18 protein-coding genes are annotated in these 18,350 nt (G+C 71.1%); 5 read left to right on the forward strand and 13 right to left on the reverse strand.

Annotation, left to right across the window (positions count from 1 at the left end; all coding sequences use genetic code 11):
• Both NYZ98_RS15085 and NYZ98_RS15090 read right to left on the reverse strand, forming a co-directional pair.
• The coding region (locus NYZ98_RS15085) for a hypothetical protein (RefSeq protein ID WP_262843395.1) at window positions 1-229 on the reverse strand (229 nt) is incomplete at its 3' end.
• Between the two features lie 159 nt (window positions 230-388).
• Window positions 389-1,612: a helix-turn-helix domain-containing protein gene (locus NYZ98_RS15090; protein ID WP_262843396.1), complete on the reverse strand. Its 1,224-nt coding sequence runs from the start codon at window positions 1,610-1,612 to the stop codon at window positions 389-391.
• 232 nt (window positions 1,613-1,844) lie between these two features.
• Here NYZ98_RS15090 and NYZ98_RS15095 point away from each other — a divergent pair, with 232 nt between their 5' ends.
• On the forward strand, window positions 1,845-2,054 hold the full coding sequence (locus tag NYZ98_RS15095; protein ID WP_262843397.1) for a hypothetical protein: 210 nt from the start codon (window positions 1,845-1,847) through the stop codon (window positions 2,052-2,054).
• 341 nt (window positions 2,055-2,395) lie between these two features.
• Window positions 2,396-3,559, forward strand: a complete 1,164-nt coding sequence (locus NYZ98_RS15100; protein ID WP_262843398.1) for a pentapeptide repeat-containing protein — start codon at window positions 2,396-2,398, stop codon at window positions 3,557-3,559.
• A 71-nt stretch (window positions 3,560-3,630) separates the two neighbouring features.
• Here the strand turns inward: NYZ98_RS15100 and NYZ98_RS15105 are convergent, their stop codons facing one another.
• Together NYZ98_RS15105 and NYZ98_RS15110 are read right to left on the reverse strand one after the other, a co-directional pair.
• Window positions 3,631-4,896: a class I SAM-dependent RNA methyltransferase gene (locus NYZ98_RS15105; RefSeq protein WP_262843399.1), complete on the reverse strand. Its 1,266-nt coding sequence runs from the start codon at window positions 4,894-4,896 to the stop codon at window positions 3,631-3,633.
• On the reverse strand, window positions 4,893-6,821 hold the full coding sequence (locus tag NYZ98_RS15110) for an APC family permease (protein WP_456115251.1): 1,929 nt from the start codon (window positions 6,819-6,821) through the stop codon (window positions 4,893-4,895). Before NYZ98_RS15110 ends, NYZ98_RS15105 begins: the two co-directional genes overlap by 4 nt.
• A gap of 225 nt (window positions 6,822-7,046) precedes the next feature.
• Here NYZ98_RS15110 and NYZ98_RS15115 point away from each other — a divergent pair, with 225 nt between their 5' ends.
• Together NYZ98_RS15115 and NYZ98_RS15120 are read left to right on the forward strand one after the other, a co-directional pair.
• Complete coding sequence (locus NYZ98_RS15115; RefSeq protein WP_262843401.1) at window positions 7,047-7,715, forward strand: potassium channel family protein; 669 nt, start codon at window positions 7,047-7,049, stop codon at window positions 7,713-7,715.
• Complete coding sequence (locus NYZ98_RS15120) at window positions 7,715-8,374, forward strand: potassium channel family protein (protein WP_262843402.1); 660 nt, start codon at window positions 7,715-7,717, stop codon at window positions 8,372-8,374. Before NYZ98_RS15115 ends, NYZ98_RS15120 begins: the two co-directional genes overlap by 1 nt.
• A 101-nt stretch (window positions 8,375-8,475) precedes the next feature.
• Here the strand turns inward: NYZ98_RS15120 and NYZ98_RS15125 are convergent, their stop codons facing one another.
• The 6 genes from NYZ98_RS15125 to valS form a co-directional block, all read right to left on the reverse strand.
• Window positions 8,476-9,153, reverse strand: a complete 678-nt coding sequence (locus NYZ98_RS15125) for a DUF3159 domain-containing protein (RefSeq protein WP_262843403.1) — start codon at window positions 9,151-9,153, stop codon at window positions 8,476-8,478.
• Between the two features lie 113 nt (window positions 9,154-9,266).
• Complete coding sequence (locus NYZ98_RS15130) at window positions 9,267-9,656, reverse strand: OB-fold nucleic acid binding domain-containing protein (RefSeq protein WP_262843404.1); 390 nt, start codon at window positions 9,654-9,656, stop codon at window positions 9,267-9,269.
• Between the two features lie 51 nt (window positions 9,657-9,707).
• Window positions 9,708-10,388 (reverse strand): DUF3710 domain-containing protein, encoded by a 681-nt coding sequence (locus tag NYZ98_RS15135; protein ID WP_262843405.1) that lies wholly within the window; start codon window positions 10,386-10,388, stop codon window positions 9,708-9,710.
• A 13-nt stretch (window positions 10,389-10,401) separates the two neighbouring features.
• On the reverse strand, window positions 10,402-10,836 hold the full coding sequence (gene dut / locus NYZ98_RS15140) for a dUTP diphosphatase (protein WP_262843406.1): 435 nt from the start codon (window positions 10,834-10,836) through the stop codon (window positions 10,402-10,404).
• 191 nt (window positions 10,837-11,027) lie between these two features.
• On the reverse strand, window positions 11,028-12,191 hold the full coding sequence (locus tag NYZ98_RS15145; RefSeq protein WP_262843407.1) for an AI-2E family transporter: 1,164 nt from the start codon (window positions 12,189-12,191) through the stop codon (window positions 11,028-11,030).
• 113 nt (window positions 12,192-12,304) lie between these two features.
• Window positions 12,305-14,884, reverse strand: coding sequence for a valine--tRNA ligase (valS, locus tag NYZ98_RS15150; protein ID WP_262843408.1), 2,580 nt, complete (start codon window positions 14,882-14,884; stop codon window positions 12,305-12,307).
• Between the two features lie 79 nt (window positions 14,885-14,963).
• Between valS and NYZ98_RS15155 the strand changes: the two genes are divergently transcribed.
• Window positions 14,964-15,269, forward strand: a complete 306-nt coding sequence (locus tag NYZ98_RS15155) for a DUF4235 domain-containing protein (protein ID WP_262843409.1) — start codon at window positions 14,964-14,966, stop codon at window positions 15,267-15,269.
• A gap of 82 nt (window positions 15,270-15,351) precedes the next feature.
• On the opposite strand, the gene NYZ98_RS15160 is transcribed toward NYZ98_RS15155, so the two are convergent.
• The 3 genes from NYZ98_RS15160 to NYZ98_RS15170 all read right to left on the reverse strand — a co-directional run bounded on the left by NYZ98_RS15160 (window position 15,352) and on the right by NYZ98_RS15170 (window position 18,129).
• Window positions 15,352-16,731, reverse strand: a complete 1,380-nt coding sequence (locus tag NYZ98_RS15160) for an alpha,alpha-trehalose-phosphate synthase (UDP-forming) (RefSeq protein ID WP_262843410.1) — start codon at window positions 16,729-16,731, stop codon at window positions 15,352-15,354.
• A 275-nt stretch (window positions 16,732-17,006) separates the two neighbouring features.
• On the reverse strand, window positions 17,007-17,813 hold the full coding sequence (locus NYZ98_RS15165) for a hypothetical protein (RefSeq protein ID WP_262843411.1): 807 nt from the start codon (window positions 17,811-17,813) through the stop codon (window positions 17,007-17,009).
• A 16-nt stretch (window positions 17,814-17,829) separates the two neighbouring features.
• The gene (locus tag NYZ98_RS15170; RefSeq protein WP_114029376.1) at window positions 17,830-18,129 is read right to left on the reverse strand and encodes a DUF4193 domain-containing protein; all 300 of its coding nucleotides are present in this window, start codon (window positions 18,127-18,129) and stop codon (window positions 17,830-17,832) included.
• Between the last annotated feature and the right edge of the window lie 221 nt (window positions 18,130-18,350).

Genomic DNA, 18,350 nt, shown 5'->3' on the forward strand with positions numbered 1-18,350 from the left:
CACGATCCCCCGCACCCCCACCCCCCAGCGCGGCGGCACTCTCCTGCTCGGCGATGACCCGGCACAGCGCGACCTGATCATCCCCATCGACCGTCCGAGCGGCTCCGGTCCTCTCGGCGGCCGGATCGAACCGCCGCTCCCGAGTCGCCCACCAACGGCCGGCGTCGCTGCGGAAGACCCGCCATCCTGCGGGGATCGTCGCTCCGGGCCATGTCTCGTCGGTCTGCATGGTGTGGGCCCTCCTGTCCGTCCCAGGACCCGAGGAAGCGGACACACCACCTCGCCAGGTCCTTATAAGTGACCTTCCGATCACGTCGAGTGATCAATGCGAGGACCGTAGAGCGGACAGCGAGGAGGGAGGGACACGGTTTCTGCCCCCTAGTTTCGGTCAGACCAGAAGGGTGATTTCGTTTGCGAGTTCCCGTGCGCGTGGCCGGAGGTTCGCCGGGCCGGTCTCTGCGAGTTCCAAGGTCATGCGCCGGGCGTAACCGTTGTACTTGATCGTCTCGGGTGCCGCGTCATGAGCGAGGCGCAGGGTCGCCAGCACGGCCTCGTGCTCACGTTGGAGGTGGTGGGCGCGGGCGATCTCGATGAGGTGCCGCCCCCGGCGGGGTCGTGAGGGGATGGGCGCCAGGAACGCGCGCTCCGCCTGCCGGGCCGACTCCCCTCCCGAGTGCAGCTCGACCGCGACCGTGACCGCATGGGCCCCCATGATGACCCGGGAGAACGACGTCCACGGCTGGTAGTGACCGGCCGGGAGTCGCTCGGCGACCCGCGCGGCCTCCTCCCAGTGTGCCCACGCCGTGCCGGTCTCCCCGAGACGTGCCGAAGTGAAGGCCAGCTCGAAGTACAACGCCCCTCGCATCGCCAGGAGGTCCACGCGATCGGTGTCCGCCTCGGACTCAATGGCCGCCAGCCCTTGCTCGTTGACCAGTCGCGCCGCGTCGAAGTCACCGGCGTCGCGGTGGGCCTGCCCGGCGAACCACACGGCGCAGGCGAGCGCGAGTGGGTCCTCGGACTCCTGGGCCGCGAGCAGCGCCCTTTCGGCCACCCGCCACAGCAGGTCGGACGCCGGCTGGTACGCCAGATACATCTGCGCCAGGCCGTACACCTCGGCCAGGAGTCCCATCGCGCGACGCCGTGGCGCGTCCCGCTGCATGGTGGCGGCGAGCTGGGCGTCACGGATGAGATCGGGCAGGATCGCGCCGAGCGTGGTCCTGTGGTCGGGCGACGCGTGCCGGGCCCGCCACGCGGCGTCCAGCCGCGCGCGCAGGTGGGCGAAGGGCTGGACGGTCCCCTGCGGCGGCAGCGGCATGGCGTTGATCGCCGTGCGTACGGCGTCGAGGGCGGGATGACCGGGACCGGTGAACATCCGCACCGGCATGGACCGGTCACCGGTCAGGTCGGCGAGATCGCGGATGCGCAGGGCCTCGGCGAGCTGGAGGAGAACGGGGAGCCGAGGATCCTGCTGCAGGCGTCCGGTCTCCACCGCCTTGATCCAAGAAACCGACTTCCCGACCTGCCCGGCCAGAACCTCCCTGGTCATCCCGGCGCGTTCGCGATGGAACCTCACCCGCTCGCCGAAACCCATGCCCGCGCCGCCCTCGCCCATAGGCCCTGCCCTCCCGAAGCGTCGACCCCCTCAGATTACGGCGTCGACCTCCACCCCTGTGAGGGTCCGAACCGCACTCCAGCCGCCGGCCGACACGGGCCGAAGGCCCCTGGAGACACAGCCCGAGCCGAAGGCGAGGACCTTAGAGTCGTGAGGAGGTGACCACGCCTGGTGGTCCAACTCATCTGTGGCTCACGCTCTCGCTCCGTCACGCCAGGTCTAGGCTGACCACATGCGTTATCTGGAGGATCGGGTCTCGACGGTCGAGTCCGGCATCGCCGAGATCAGAGACGACGTCAGTGCTGTCAGGGCCGGGCAGGCCGCGATGGAGCTGAAGCTCAACCGCGTCGTCGCGGACGTCGGCGACCTACGTGCGGGCCAGATCGAGATCCGTGACCTCCTCGCACGCGTAGTGGCACGCCTGGAAGGCACCGCCTCCTAGCGGCTCAGGACCCGGTGAGACGCCGCTGACGTGGCTCAGGAGCCGGTGGCGTAGCCGATCTGGTGGGCGATCTCCAGGTACGTACGCGAGGACTCGCCGCCGGCGACCCGATCCGGCACCCCTCCTCGCGGTGGTGCGACCGAAGCCGGCCACCGGATCCGCCGACGCTCGGGCGCGGCCGGCCGAAGGCCCCTGGAAACACAGCCCGAGCCGGAGGCGAGGACCATTGTCCGGTAACGCGTCACATGCCACGCCAGAGGGGATCCGCCGGCCAGGCGGGTCGCCATGTTGAGTAGGGGCTTACTCTCGCCAAGGTCGGCGATCGATCACACAATGCCCGCATGCCACTGTTCCGATTACCACGGCGGGTCCGGGCGACCGCTCCGCTCAGCCGAGCCGAGTTCGACGCGCTCCCGGCCGAGCGGCGCGCCGAGCTGCACAATACGGCGCGCGACAGCAGGCGCCAGTTCGTCGCGACGCTGCTCCAGATCGCCACCACGGTCGGAGTGCTGGCGAGCCTGCTGTTCACCGCGCAGGGTCTCTCCCAGACCGCGCAGTCCCTGGAGGCCGCCCGGGAGGAGCAGAGCATCGCCCGCGATGGGCTCGACGTGGCCCGGAAGGGTCAGATCACCGACCGGTTCGGTAAGGCCGTGGAGCAACTCGGCAACAGGGGCCTCGATGTGCGGCTCGGGGGCATCTACGCTCTCGAAAAGATGATCAAGGATTCGCCGGACTACCACCAGACGGCCATCGACGTCCTGGCCGCCTACGTCCGCGAGCACGCCCCTCGGCCGGACGTGAAGAAGCTGCCCGCACGGCCGGCCGCCGACATCCAGACGGCGATCACGGTCATCGGCCGGAACCGTCCGGCGAAACAGGCCCATGACTGGGAGACCGCCGAGGTCTGGCTCGACTTCGAGGCGGTCCGTATCGAAGGAGTCGATCTGGATGGTGCCGATCTTTCCGGCGCCGACCTGACCTCGGCCGACCTGCGCAACGCACAGATGCACCACACCCGCCTGGTCGGCGCCCAGTTGATCGACAGCGATCTGTCCGGGATCACCGCACCCGGCCTCCTGTTGACCCGCGCCGTCCTCCTCGACGCCGATCTGACCCGGGCCTGGTTGTTCAGGGCCGATCTGGCGGGCGCCAGTTGCCTTGACGCCGACTTCACCAGGGCCCACCTGGCCGAGGCCGACCTGACCGGCACCGAGCTGGGCGGGGCCAAGCTGACTCGCGCCGACCTGACCAAGGCCATCCTGGTGCGCGCCGATCTCTCGGTCGCCGACCTGACCGGCGCGGACCTGAGCAGCGCCGACCTGACCGATGCCAAGCTGTCCAGCGCCGATCTGACCGGTGCCAACCTGAAGGGCGCCGACCTGACCGGTGCAGACCTGGACGGCGCCGACCTGAAGGGCGCCGACCTGACCGATGCCACCGGACTCCCGTCCACCGACCGGCTCAAGGAGCTGGCCGGCTGGAACGCGAAGACGAAATGGCCCTGAGGCCGGCGATCGAGGTGAGCGTGTGTCACTCGTGCGTCATGGTCGTGGAAGCGCCTGCCCCCGGTCAGGGACTAGACCACCTCTTTGACCAGCAGGGCGATCGATTCCACGTGGTGGGTCATGGGGAAGGCGTCGAAAGCGCGGAGGTCGACGGTGGGGTAGCCGCGTTCGGCGAACCAGGACAGGTCGCGGGCCAGGGTGGCGGGGTCGCAGGAGACGTAGACGATGCGGGTGGCGTCCAGGCCGGCGATGCGGTTGACCACCTCGCGGCCGAGACCGGTGCGCGGCGGGTCGGCGACGACCACGTCGGCCCGTTCGACCCCGAGCCGGTCGAGGGCGTCCTCGACGCGGCCACGCTCGACGCGCGCCTGCGGCAGGTCGCGCAGGTTGTGGCGGGCGTCCTGGACGGCCCGCGCCTCGGACTCGATGCCGAGGACGGCGCCCTCAGGCCCGACGCCGTCGGCGAGCCCGGCCGCGAACAGGCCGACGCCGCAGTACAGGTCGAGCGCCCAGTCGCCGGGGCGTACGGCGGCGAACTCCAGCACCGCCTCCAGGAGGGTGGCGGGGGCCCCGGGGTGGACCTGCCAGAACCCGCTACCGGTGACCTGGAACTCCCGGTCGCCGACCCGTTCGTTGAGCGCCGCGCGGCCACGGACGGCACGCGCGTGGCCCCGGCCCTCGTCCACGAGCACGGCCGCCTCGGCCCCGAGGTCGGGCACCGCGACGGTGCGGTGGCTCTTGGGGGACACGACGACCGCCCGCTCCCCCGTGGACGTCGCGATGGCCTCCACGCTCGACCCGCCCCGCCAGTTGCCGCGCTCGACGCCGATGCGCTCGACCTCGGGGCCGGCGATCAGGCAGCCGTCGATCGGCTCGATCTCGTGGGAGCGGTGCCGCCGCAGCCCCGGCACGCCGTCGGGGGTCACGGCGAACTGGACGCGCGAGCGCCAGCCGAGCCCGTTCGGGGCGCCGGGGACCTCCTCGACGTCGACCTTGATCTCGATGCCGGCCAGCCGCTGGAGCTGCTCGGCGACGACCCCGGCCTTGAACCGGCGCTGGGCCGCCAAGCTGGCGTGCTGCCAGTCGCACCCGCCGCACCGGCCCGGCCCGGCGTACGGGCACGGCGGGGTGACGCGGTCGGGTGACGGGTCGAGGATCTCGATCGCGTCGGCCCGCAGGAACCGGGTGGTCTCCTCGGTCACCTCGGCGAGCACACGCTCGCCGGGCAGGGCGTGGCGGACGAAGACCACCCGGCCTTCGTGCCTGGCGACGCACCATCCGCCGTTGGCGACGCGTTCCACGTTCAGTTCTATCGGCACCTCGGTCCCCCCGCTCACGTTTTGACCTGGTCATCCTTACGTGGCACAGCGTACGGCCGGCGTACCGAGCCGGGGGCGAACGACTCCGGCCGGCCCCGGAGCCGGTCGGAGGAGGCCAGCTGCCAGGGCACGCTGGTCACCATCACGCCCGGCTGGAAGAGCAGCCGCCCCTTCAGCCGCAGCGCGCTCTGGTTGTGCAGCAGATGCTCCCACCAGTGGCCGACGACGTACTCGGGGATGAAGACGGTGACGACGTCGCGCGGCGAGCGCCGGCGCAGGCTCTTGACGTATTCGAGCACCGGCCGGGTGATCTCGCGGTAGGGCGAGTCGAGGATCTTGAGCGGGACGGGGATGCCCCGTTCCTCCCAGTCCCGCTGGAGCTGGCGGGCCTCGTCGGTGTCGACCCCGACGGAGATGGCCTCCAGCGTCGAGGGCCGGGTGGCCCTGGCGTACGCGAGGGCGCGCAAAGTGGGTTTGTGGATCTTGGAGAGCAGCACGATCGCGTGGTTCCTGGCGGGCAGCATCGACTCGTCGACCTGCGCGTCCTCCGGCACCACCAGCTCGGCGGCCACGTTGTCGTAGTGGCGCCTGATGCCGCGCATCATCACGAACAGGCCGGCCATCGCGGCGCAGGCGATCCACGCCCCGTGGGTGAACTTGGTGATCAGCACGACGATCAGCACCAGGCCGGTCACCGTGCCGCCGAAGGCGTTGATCACCCGCGAGCGCCCCATCTGCGCGCGCTTCTTGGCGTCGGTCTCGGTGCGGAGCAGCCGGTTCCAGTGCCGGACCATGCCCGTCTGGCTGATCGTGAACGACACGAACACGCCCACGATGTAGAGCTGCACCAGGCGGGTCGTCTCGGCGTGGAACGCGTAGATCAGCAGCCCGGCCATGGTCGCCAGGATGACGATGCCGTTGCTGAAGGCCAGCCGGTCGCCCCGGGTGTGGAGCTGGCGCGGCAGGTAGCGGTTCTGCGCCAGCACCGAGGCCAGCACGGGGAAGCCGTTGAAGGCGGTGTTGGCGGCGAGCACCAGGATCAGCGCCGTCATCGCGGTGATGAAATAGAACGCGGGGGTGAAGTTGCTGAAGACGGTGTGCGCGACCTGGGCGATCACCGGTTCGACGTTCGTGACGACATTGCCCTTGCTGTCGGCGAACGTGATGCCGGACGCCGCGTCGGCGAACTTGGCGCCGGTGACGTAAGCCAGGGCGGTGATCCCGGCGAACATCGTCGCGGCCAGCACGCCGAGCGCCAGCAGGGTGTTGGCGGCGTTCTTCCCCTTGGGCTTGCGGAAGGCCGGCACGCCGTTGCTGATGGCCTCCACGCCGGTCAGCGCGGCGCACCCGGAGGAGAACGCGCGCAGCAGCAGGAAGATCAGGGCGAAGCCGCCGAGCCCCGTGCTGTGCCCGATGATCGTCAGGTCGGCGGTGGATGCCTTCAGGTCGGCCCCCAGAGCGAGCCGTACGCCACCCCAGAGCATCAGGCCGAACACGCTGATCATGAAGGCGTAGGTGGGGACGGCGAACGCCACACCGGCCTCCCTGATGCCCCGCAGGTTCAGGACGGTCAGGAGCGCCACGATCGCGACGGCCGTGGCGACCTTGTGCTCGGCCACGAAGGGCACCGCGGCGCCGAGGTTCTCCACGCCCGAGGAGACCGACACGGCCACGGTCAGCACGTAGTCGACCATGAGCGCGCTGGCCACGACCAGGCCGTAGTTGGACCCGAGGTTCTCGGTGGCCACCTCGAAGTCGCCGCCGCCGCTGGTGTAGGCCCGGACGTTCTGCCGGTACGACGCGACGACGGTCAGAAGGATCACCACGACGGCGAGGGCGATCCAGGGAGTGAAGTGGTACGCCGCCAGGCCGGCGATGCCGAGGGTGATCAGGATCTCCTGCGGGGCGTACGCCACCGAGGAGAGCGCGTCACTGGCGAACACCGGAAGCGCGATGCGCTTTGGCAGCAACTGCTCATGTGCCTGCGCACTTCGGAGGGCGCGCCCCACGAGTAGTCGCTTGACCAGATCCGCAACCTTCACCACGAGTGACGATGCTAGCCCTCAGGCGATGCGCCCATCACATGGCGCCGCCAGAACGGGCCATACTTGGCCTCGTAGCTGTATAAGGTCCAGGAGTTGCCGCCTCAAAGCCAACGGCGGGGGAGCATGCATATCGTCATCATGGGATGCGGCCGGGTCGGTTCGACCCTTGCCCACATCCTCGAGGACAGCGGCCACTCGGTCGCGATCATCGACCGGGACCCGCAGGCGTTCCGGCGGCTGCGCGCGGGCTTCCGCGGGCGCCGGGTCACCGGCATCGGCTTCGACCGGGACGTCCTGGAGGAGGCCGGCATCGAGTCGGCCGCCGCGTACGTCGCGGTGAGCAGCGGCGACAACTCGAACATCATCTCCGCGCGCGTCGCGCGCGAGACCTTCGGGGTCGACAACGTCGTGGCCCGCATCTACGACTCCCGGCGCGCCGAGGTCTACCAGCGCCTCGGCATCCCCACCGTGGCGACGGTCAGGTGGACCGCCGACCAGATCCTGCGCCGCGTGCTCCCCGAGGGCGCCGAGCCGCTGTGGCGCGACCCGACGGGCGTGGTGACGCTCGCCGAGGTCGCCTACAACTCCGCCTGGATCGGCACCCGCACCAGCACCCTGGAGGACGCCGCCGGCGCCCGCGTGGCCTTCGTCAACCGCATGGGCGAGGCCGTGCTCCCCAAGCGGGACACGGTGCTCCAGGAGGGCGACATCCTCCACGTGATCGCCGCCGACACCGACATGGACCGGATCAACAAGGTGCTGTCCGCCGCACCCGAGGAGGAGTCCCACTGATGCGCGTCACGATCGCGGGCGCGGGGGCGGTGGGCCGGTCCATCGCCGCGGAGCTGCTGGAGAACGGCCACGAGGTCCTGCTCATCGACATCGACCCCAAGGCCATCAAGATCGACAGCGTGCCGCGGGCCGAGTGGCTCCTCGCGGACGCCTGCGAGATCTCCTCGCTGGACGAGGCCGGGCTGAACAACTGCCACGTGATGATCGCGGCGAGCGGTGACGACAAGGTCAACCTGGTGGTGTCGCTGCTGGCCAAGACCGAGTACGGCGTCCCGCGCGTGGTGGCCCGCATCAACCATCCGAAGAACGAGTGGCTGTTCAACGAGTCCTGGGGCGTCGACGTCGCGGTGTCGACGCCGCGCCTGCTCTCGGCCCTGGTCGAGGAGGCGGTCAGCGTCGGCGACCTGGTCCGGCTGATGACCTTCCGCCAGGGGCAGGCCAACCTGGTGGAGCTGACGCTGCCCGAGGACGCGCCGGTGGTCGGCCAGCGGGCCGGCTCGGTGCCGTGGCCGCAGGACTCGGCGCTGGTCGCGATCCTCCGCGAGGGCCGGGTGCTGGTCCCCTCCAACGACGATCCGCTGGAGGCGGGCGACGAGCTGCTGTTCGTGGCCAGCCAGGAGGTCGAGGAGGAGCTCGCGCAGCTCCTCGCCCCGCACTGAGGCGGGCGGACAGGTCCGGCGGGCGCCCGGCCCGCCGGACGTGACGTCAGGTCCCGTCAAGCCCGCCTCGGCCGCACAAGCCGCCTCAAACGGACGTCACGTCAGGTGGCCGCGGGCGGGGCCGGCGGGCCGATGGGGGTCCTCCCCCGGGCCAGGACCCAGACCATGGCGGCCAGCGCGGCCACCTGGGCCGGCCAGCCGAGCGCGACCTTCGCCACCCCGAGGGCGGCGACCTGGTCCGCGTAGTAGAGCGGCACCTGCACGACCACCCGCAGCAGGCACGGCAGGATCAGCAGCCACGTCAGCCGCGAGCACAGCCGGACGATGCCGGGGTCCTGCCGCCAGCCGGTCGGGTCGCCGGTCACCGAGCCGATGAGGAACCCGACCACCGGCCAGCGGACGATGACCGACAGCACCATCGCGGCGGCGTACCCCGCGTTGTACAGGATGCCGGGCAGGAAGACGTCCTTGGCCTCGCCGGTGCGGCTGGCGAAGAACGCGCCGATGCCGATGCCGATCAGGCTGTTGATCACGAACTGCGGCGTGGAGCGCTGCGCCAGCCGGACGACCAGGAGCAGCACCGACAGGCCGATGCTGATCATCAGCGACGGCTTGAGCTGCTCGGTGACGATCCAGGTGATGGTGAAGGCCACCGTGGGGACGGCGGCCTCGACGATGCCGCGCACCCCGCCGAGCGCCTTGGCGAGCTGGGCCCGGATGGCGCTCTCGACGGTGTCGTGAGCGACCGCCTCCTGCGTCGTGATGCCGGAGGCGCTCACAGGCGCACCTCCCGGGCGGTCGCCGGACGGCGGCGCGCCGCGCTCGCCCCCGGTCTCCTCGCGCCGACTCGCCGCTGCATGATCATTGGTCTCCTCGCCTGGCGGAACCGTGGTCACTGGCCGCTCGATGGGCGCAGCTCGTAGCGGGGGTTGAACATCACCTTACGGCCGTCCTGCACGCTGACGAGCCCTTCGGCGCGCACCACGCGGCCCGGTTCGATGCCGACGATCCTCCGGCGGCCGAGCCAGACCAGGTCGACGACGTCCGACCCGTCGTAGAGCTCGGCCTCCAGGGAGGGCACGCCGCCCCTGGGCCGGAGCGTCACCGTGCGGAGGGTGCCGGCCACGCAGAACCTCCTGCGCTGGCCGCACGAGGCGATGGGCGTCGCGCCGTAACGGTCGAGATCCTCCTGGAGCTCCGCGGCCTCCAGCTCGGCCTGGCTGGTCGTCAGCCGCCGGAAGAAGCCGCGCAGCCCGCGTTTGACGGGCTCTGCCGTACTCATCTCTCGTTCAACTCCTCGGGAGCCCCGGTGCGATCCTGACCGCAGCTTACGTCAGCGAACCTCGGTGATCTCAGGCCCGCGCTCGAACGGATTCAGGCCGGGCCTGCCCTCCTGGGCGGCCTGCTGCTCGACGGCCTGGCGCGCCTCGGCGGGCAGCCGCAGCTCGATGGGCTCCTTGGGCGCCATCGGCTGGTCCCCGCGCACCACGACGATGTCGCGGACGACCTCCTCCAGGGCCTTGGCGGCCTCGGGGTCGGCGATGGCGCGCCCGCTGATCACGGCCCGCAGGAACCAGCGGGGACCGTCCACGCCGAGGAACCTGGCGGGCTGGGCGGCGGCGTCCTGCTTGATCTCGGCGGCCAGCTCGGGGCCGAAGGGACCCTCCCGCTCCTCGCACTTCCCGCCGGCGGCGCTCAGCTCGCGGGCGAGCTCGGCGCGGACCTCGTCCCAGATGCCGCTCCGCTTGGGGGCGGCGAAGGCGTGGACCTGCAGGGCGCTCTCGTTGACCAGCACGACCGCGCCGACGATCTGGTCTCCGTTGACGTTGAGCTGGACCTCGAACCCGGGGCCGATGGGCAGCCGCAGGCCGCCGAGGTCGACCCTCTCGCTGTCGGGGTGGGGCTCGTCGGCGTCCCACGGTCCCGACTCGCGGTCGGTGACCGGCGCCTTACCGGCGGCCGGTGCCGACTCCTTCTCTTCCGCGTTACGGCGGCGTCGGAACACTGCGTTCACTCTCCTTCTGGACTTATCGACCGGTGGAGCCGAACCCGCCGGCGCCGCGCGCCGACCCGGGGAGCCGCTCCACCTCGTAGAAAGCTGCCTTCTCCACCCGCTGGACGACGAGCTGGGCGATGCGGTCACCGCGCCTGAGCCGCACCGCGTCCTTGGTGTCGGTGTTGAGCAACGTCACCCTGATCTCGCCTCGGTAGCCGGCGTCGACCGTGCCGGGCGCGTTGACGAGGGTGACGCCGTGCTCGGCGGCGAGCCCGGAGCGCGGGTGCACGAACGCCGCGAACCCGTCGGGCAGCGCGATCGCCACACCGGTGCCGACCACGGCACGCTCACCGGGCATCAGCTCGACGTCCTCGGCGGCGTGCAGGTCGGCTCCCGCGTCTCCCGGATGGGCGTACGACGGGAGGGGCAGGTCGGGGTCGAGTCGCTGGATCAGCACCTCGATCATGGATCACCTCGTAGTCATGGAGCCGCGCTCGGCCTGCGGTGTGACCCGGCGCGCCGGACCGCGCGCCGCGCACCCGGGCCGTCGCACCGGCGAGCGGCCTTCCGGGCGCGCCGTGGCGGCCCTCAGCCTCAAGGTACGCCCTCGGGCGTGCCGGGGCGGGACGGGTGTGCATGGAGTCACGAACGGAGACCTTACCCGCTGTGCTGCGGCGACATGTCCTCTCCGGCGTCAGGGACGCGGTCCGGGGGCGGCCCGGCCTCCGGCGGGGGCTCGTGGGGCGTCGCGGGAGGCAGTTCCGGCGGGTTCCTGCGGAGCTCGGGGAGGGCGCGGTAGACCACGGCGGCGATCGGCACCGCGATGGCCGCCCCGGCGATGCCGCCGACGATCCCGCCGATGGCCAGCACCAGGATGATCGCCAGCGGGTGGAACTTCACGGCCCTGCCGACGATCAGCGGCTGGAGCACGTGGTTCTCGAGCTGCTGCTCGACGAGCAGGATGCCGACGAACACCAGGGCGAACACCGCCCCCTTGGCGCCGAGCGTCACGAGCGCGGCGAGGCCGCCGGCGAAGAAGATGCCGACGATCGGGATGAAGCTCGCCAGGAAGATCAGCACGGCGAGCGGCGCCCACAGGGGCACGCCCATGCCGAACAGCACGATGCCGATGATCACGCCGTGGATGGCGGCCACGATGACGGTGCCGTGGATGTACTGCGACAGGGTGTGCCAGGCGGCCCGCCCCGCCCGGTCGACCCGGGGCGCCGCCGAGCCGAACCCGCGCAGGAACCACGACCAGATGCGGTCGCCGTCCTTGAGCAGGAAGAACGTGATGAACATCAGCAGGACGAGCGAGGCGAGCACCTCGACGAAGACCGCGGCGGTCGACAGCAGCGTGCTGGTGATGACGCTGCGCTGCGTGTTGATCTGCTTGGCGATCTCCGCCACCATGTCGGTGAGCTGGGCCTCCTTGAGGTGGAGGGGGCCGGTCAGCAGCCAGCCCTGCACGTCGCGGGCGGTCTTCTGGATCTGCTCGACCAGGCCGGGGAACTCGTCGTTGGCGCGGGTGCCGATGATGAAGCCGAGCCCGCCGATGATGGCGAACGCGAACAGGATGGTGATCCACGTCGCCCAGATGGGCCGCAGGCCCGCCCTGCGCAGCCGGTTGGTGAGCGGGAACAGCAGGGCGGTCAGCAGCAGCGCGATGGCCACCGGCAGGGCCACGAAGCTCAGGCGGATGATGATCTGGGCGGAGAAGTAGATCACCACGCCGATGACGATGAGGCGCCAGCTCCAGGCCGCCAGCGCCGACAGCACAGGTGGCACGTTCCGCTCGGCCGTCTCCCGTTCCGCGATCACGCTTCCAGACTGGCACGTCGGGCGGCCGGACGCGCGCAGGTTTCCTTCCGGTGCGGCCGTCCCCGGCGCCCCGCCGACCGGAATGTCCGGCCGGCGGGGGAAATGCCATGAGGCTAGGCGGGCGCCGCCCCGGCCAGGGTGACCTCGACCTGGAGCTCACCGCCGCCGGCCGACAGGACGAGCTCCCCGACCGTGCCGGCCGCGCGCAGGTCGTCCTGCCCGTGGCGCACGAGGTCCACCGAGGCGCCGGCGACGCTCAGCAGCGCCACCTCGGCCCGCATGGACAGCCTGGCCGTGGACTTGGCCCTGCGGACCTCGCGCAGCACCCCCGACACCGCCGCCAGGACCGCCGGGTCGCCCGTGCTCGCGGGCCCGCCGAACTCCGCGGCGACCGGCCAGGCGGCGCGGTGGACCGAGCCCTCGCGCCACCACGACCACACCTCCTCGGTCACGAACGGCAGGAACGGCGCGAACAGCCGCAGCATCACCCCGAGCGCGTGGCGCAGCGCCGCGCGTGCCGACCGCGCGCCCGCGTCCGACCCGTACGCGCGGGTCTTGACCAGCTCCAGGTAGTCGTCGCAGAACTCCCAGAAGAACCTCTCAGCGGCCTCCAGGGCCCGGGTGTAGTCGTAGGCCTCGAAGGCGGCCGTGGCCTCCTCCACGACGGCGGCCAGCCGCGCGAGCATGGAGGTGTCGAGCGCCTCGGTGATCTCGATGGCCCCGGCGTCGGCCTCGCCGTCCGCCTCGCCGAAGCCGAGGACGAACTTGGACGCGTTGAGGATCTTGATGGCGAGGCGGCGGCCGACCTTGATCTGGCCGGTGTCGAAGGTCGTGTCGGTGCCGGGACGCCCGCCGGCCGCCCAGTAGCGGACCGCGTCGGAGCCGTACTCCTGGAGCAGGGCCATGGGGGTCACCACGTTGCCCTTGGACTTGGACATCTTCTTGCGGTCGGGGTCCAGGATCCACCCCGAGATGGCGACGTGCCGCCACGGCGGCACCCCGTTCTCCAGGTGGGCGCGGACGACCGAGGAGAACAGCCAGGTGCGGATGATCTCGTGGGCCTGCGGGCGCAGGTCCATCGGGAAGACCCGCCCGAACAGGTCCGCGTCCCGCTCCCAGCCGCTGACGATCTGCGGGGTGAGCGAGGACGTCGCCCAGGTGTCCATGACGTCGGGGTCGGCGGCGAAGCCGAAGGGCCGGCCCCGCTGCTCCTCGGCGTACCCGGGGGGCACGTCGCTCGACGGGTCGACGGGCAGCGCCTCCTCGCGGGGCACGATGGGCGCGTCGTGGATCGGCTCGCCCTGGGCGTCGAGCGGGTACCACACCGGGATGGGCACGCCGAAGAACCGCTGGCGGGAGATCAGCCAGTCGCCCGCCAGGCCACGCACCCAGTTGTCGTAGCGGACCCGCATGTGCGCCGGGTACCAGCTCAGCTCGCCGCCGCGCTCCAGCAGCTCCTGCCGCAGGGCGGCGTCCCGCCCGCCGTTGCGCACGTACCACTGGCGGGTGGTGACGATCTCCAGCGGCCGGTCGCCCTTCTCGTAGAACTTGACCGGGCGGGAGACCTTCCGCGCCTCGCCCTCCAGCTCCCCGGACGCGCGGAGCATCTCGACGACGCGCTCGCGCGCGCTGTGGGCGGTCTTGCCGGCCAGCTCGGCGTACGGGCCCGCCGGGACGCCCTCCGGGGGGTCGGGCAGCAGGCGCCCGTCCCAGCCGATGACCGGCCGGGTCGGCAGGTCGAGCTCGCGCCACCAGATCACGTCGGTGACGTCGCCGAACGTGCAGATCATGGCGATGCCCGAGCCCTTGTCGCGTTCGGCGAGGCGGTGCGCCAGCACGGGGACCTCGACGCCGAAGATCGGCGTGCGGACGGTGCGGCCGAACAGAGGCTGGTAGCGCTCGTCGTCGGGGTGGGCGACCAGGGCCACGCAGGCCGGGATCAGCTCGGGCCGGGTGGTCTCGATGTGGACGCCCTCGGCGTGGCCGGTGCCGGGGACCCCGCCGAACCTGACGCGGTGGAACGCGCCGGGCCACTCGCGGTCCTCCAGCTCGGCCTGGGCGACCGCCGTGCGGAAGGTGACGTCCCACAGGGTCGGGCCCTCGGCGACGTACGCCTCCCCGCGCGCCAGGTTGCGCAGGAACCCGCGCTGGGAGGCGGCCCTGGAGGTGGTGTCGATGGTGGCGTAGGTGAGCGACCAGTCGACCGAGAGCCCGAGATGGCGCCACAGCTCCTCGAAGGCCTTCTCGTCCTGCTGGGTGAGCCGGTCGCACAGCTCGATGAAGTTACGCCGCGAGACGGGCACCTGGCGCTTGGGGTCGGGCTCGGCGGGCGGTTCGAACGCGGGGTCGTGGGGCAGGGAGGGGTCGCAGCGCACGCCGAAGTGGTTCTGCACGCGGCGCTCGGTCGGCAGGCCGTTGTCGTCCCAGCCCATGGGGTAGAAGACCTCACGCCCGCGCATGCGCTGGTAGCGGGCGATCGTGTCGGTGTGGGTGTAGGAGAAGACGTGGCCGACGTGCAGGGAACCGGAGACGGTCGGCGGGGGCGTGTCGATCGAGTAGATCTCGGCGCGCGTCTTCGACCGGTCGAAACGGTAGGTCCCCGCTACGTCCCAGCGGGGTACCCATACCTGCTCCAGGCCGTCGAGCGCGGGCCTGTCGGGAACGAGGGTGGGAGATGTCCGCTGTTCGGTCATGGCGCCCTATGGTATGGCGTCACGCCGCCTTCCAGTGCGAGGGACTAGGGTTCCTTGTAGATCGACGAGGAGAGAAGTCATGGCCAAATCGAAAGACGCAGAGAAGCCGGACATGGCCTGGCGGCTCATCGGCGCGGTGGTGGCGCTCGGGGTCGGCTACGGCGCGCGCAAGGCCATCGAGTTCGGCTGGCAGAAGACCACGGGCAAGAAGCCCCCGGCCGATCCCAACTCCCTGGAGACGGGCCTCGCCGAGGCGATCGGGTTCGCCGTCGTGCTGGGCGTCGGCATGGAGGTCGCCCGCATCGTGGCGACCCGCACAGCGCACAAGCGTTACCAGTCCTGGAAGACCATTTCCGGCAAGGTGGAGCGGGCCGTGAAGGACTAGACGGGACGTCCCTGTGCCGTGCCGGCCACACTTTCGTGACCGGCACCGGCGGGGAGCCGCAAAGGGCCAGGCGGGCCGGGCGTCAGCGTTCCAGGGCGGCGAGGAACTCCCCCGCCCACCTGTCCACGTCGTAGGTGGCCACGCGGCGGCGCATGGAGCGCATCCGGCGGGACAGCTCGTGCGGGGTGGCGCGCATCGCGGCGACCATCTGCCGCTTGAGCCCCTCCACGTCCCAGGGGTTGACCAGGTAGGCGTGCTTCAGCTCGTCGGCCGCCCCGGCGAACTCGCTGAGCACCAGCGCGCCCCGCAGGTCGTGCCGGCAGGCGACGTACTCCTTGGCGACCAGGTTCATGCCGTCGCGCAGCGGGGTCACCACCATCACGTCGGCCGCGCAGTACAGAGCGGCCAGCTCGTCGCGGTCGTAGGACTGGTGGAAGTAGTTGACCGGCGGGACGCCGAGCACCCCGTGGGTGCCATTGATCCGGCCGACCCGCAGCTCGATCTCGTCGCGCAGGGTGCGGTACTCCTGTACGCGCTCCCTGCTCGGGGTCGCGATCTGGACGAACACCGCCTCACCCGGGCTGATGGTCTTGTCCGCGAGCAGCTCGCCGAAGGCCTTCAGCCGCTGGCCGATGCCCTTGGTGTAGTCGAGCCGGTCCACCCCGAGCATGACGTGCTCGGGCTCGCCCAGCTCGGCGCGGATCTCCTTGGCCCTGGCCAGGATGTGCGGCTCGCGGACCAGGTTGTCCAGCTCGCCGAAGTCGACCGAGATGGGGAACGCCTCCGCGCGGACCGTACGGTCGCCGAAGGAGATCTCCTGGCGCTGGTTCTGCAGGCCGAGCTGGCGGCGGCACAGCCGGATGAAGTTGGAGGCCCCGCCGGGCCGCTGGAAGCCGACGAGGTCGGCGCCCAGCAGGCCCTCGAGGATCTCGCGCCGCCACGGGAGCTGCCAGAACAGCTCGGCCGGCGGAAAGGGGATGTGCAGGAAGAACCCGATCTTCAGGTCGGGGCGCAGCGCGCGGAGCATCGAGGGGACGAGCTGGAGCTGGTAGTCCTGCACCCAGACGACGGCGTTCTCGGCGGCGATGTCGGCCGCGGCGCGGGCGAACCGCTCGTTGACCGCGCGGTAGGCGTCCCACAGGACCCGGGAGTAGATCGGGGTGGCGACCACGTCGTGGTACAGCGGCCACAGCGTCGCGTTGGAGAAGCCCTCGTAGTAGAGCTCGACCTCGCTGGCCGAGAGCGGTACGGGGATGAGGTTCATGCCGTCGTGCTCGAATGGCTTGAGCTCCTCGCCGGGAGCGCCGTGCCAGCCCAGCCACGCGCCGTCGCGGCGCTGCATCACGGGCGCGATCGCCGTGACCAGCCCGCCGGGACTGCGCCGCCAGGACGCGGTGCCGTCCGCGCTGATGGTCCTGTCCACAGGCAACCGGTTCGCGACGATCAGGAATGAGCTGCGCACATGTCCTCCCTCGTGATCGGTTTAGCACCACCTTACGAAACCGGATGCGCCTCTCTGTAAGGGGCCTCCGATGACGGAGTGTGCACATTTCCGACTAGGCATCTCGTTAGCCCACCAAGACGGACAATTAACGCGCGCAGGCGATAAAGATCGAGTCCCGATGGCGAGGGGAGGTCGTGCGGCCGGCTCGCGGGAGGCAGGGCGTGCCGGCGGGAAAGATCGTGGAAGCCGGCTCGCGGGGGCAGGGCGGGCGGGAAGGTCGTGGGGGCCGGCTCTCAGCTCGCGGGAGGCAGGGCGCGCTGGCGGCGCAGGTCGTTGCGCACGGTCTGGGCGAGCCGCCTGGTCGCGGCCCTGTTGAGCGCTCCCCCGGCGACGGCGCCGGTCAGGAACGGCCCAAGGGTGGTCAGATGGCGGCCGAGCGTGCGCAGCAGGCGTTTGCGTAAGCCGGCCTTGGCCGCCGCCCCGAGGGCGAGCTGAACCGTGGCGGGCGACAGGGGGTCCACGCCTCGCTGCCTGGACCAGGCGACCGTGAAGGCCATGGCCCGCTGGCTCCCCGTGCCGGGCACCTGCACCCCGTACACCTCGTGCAGCTCGGCGATGAGCTTGACCTCGATCGCGGCGACCACGAGGGTCTCGGCGACGAGCTGGGCAGGCGCCGACAGCAGCAGCGGCGGCGCGGCGAACTCCGCGGCCGCCAGCGCCCCGCCGATCGCCCCGACCGCCATCGTCGCCTTGCTGGCGGTGCGCACGAGATCGTCGGCGAGCTGGTCGCCGGTCAGGCCGTAATGATGATCCTGGAGCGCCGCGAGATCCCGGATGGGAAGGCGCGGCGCTATGGACGCGAAGACGTCGGCGAGCCAGCGTCCCCGCCCGGCGCCGGACGCGCGCGCCCGTTTGCCGGCGGTGACCAGGGCGACGCTGAGGCGGCCGAGCAGCCTGCGCCGCTCGGCCCCGTCCATGTCACCGGTGTCGGAAAGCCTCCCGACGAGCTCGGCGACCTCGGCGTCGGCCTCGTTCTCCGTCCCGGGCAACTCAGGCCGCCCGGGCCGGTCCTGCGATGATCGATCCGTTCCAGGTGTCACGGACCCTCCCAGAGTCTCAGGCGGCGCATTCGCGGCAGATCTGCTGCCCGCCCTTGTCAGAGGCAAGCTGGCTGCGATGATGCACCAGGAAGCAGCGCGAGCACGTGAACTCGTCCGCCTGCCTGGGAATCACTCGGAGCGAGAGTTCCTCGTTCGACAGGTCCGCACCGGGCAGCTCGAGAGACTCGGCGAGATCGGTCTCGTCGATGTCGATGCTCCCGGAGGACTTGTCGGTCCGCCGTGCCTGGAGCTCCTGGAGGCTGTCCTCACTCAGGTCGTCGTCTGTCTTGCGCGGGCTGTCGTAATCGGTGGCCATTTGCGTATTCATCCCCCTCATCTATTGCTTGCGCGTCACGCGTCGCGCGTCTGTAACGTCTGGGCGGTCCATCTTGTGCCCGCTCCTCTCGGGGAATTCTGCAATCGGTACCCCGTGGGAACGGTCGACGAACCTCCTAACACGTGAGGGCCATGCCGCCTTCGCCGCCCGGTTAGCCAAATATGGCGAAAACCTAAGCATTGGCCACAGGACCCATCGTG

The sequence above is a fragment of the Sphaerisporangium corydalis genome (assembly GCF_025506355.1).
Classification (GTDB): Bacteria; Actinomycetota; Actinomycetes; order Streptosporangiales; family Streptosporangiaceae; genus Sphaerisporangium; species Sphaerisporangium corydalis.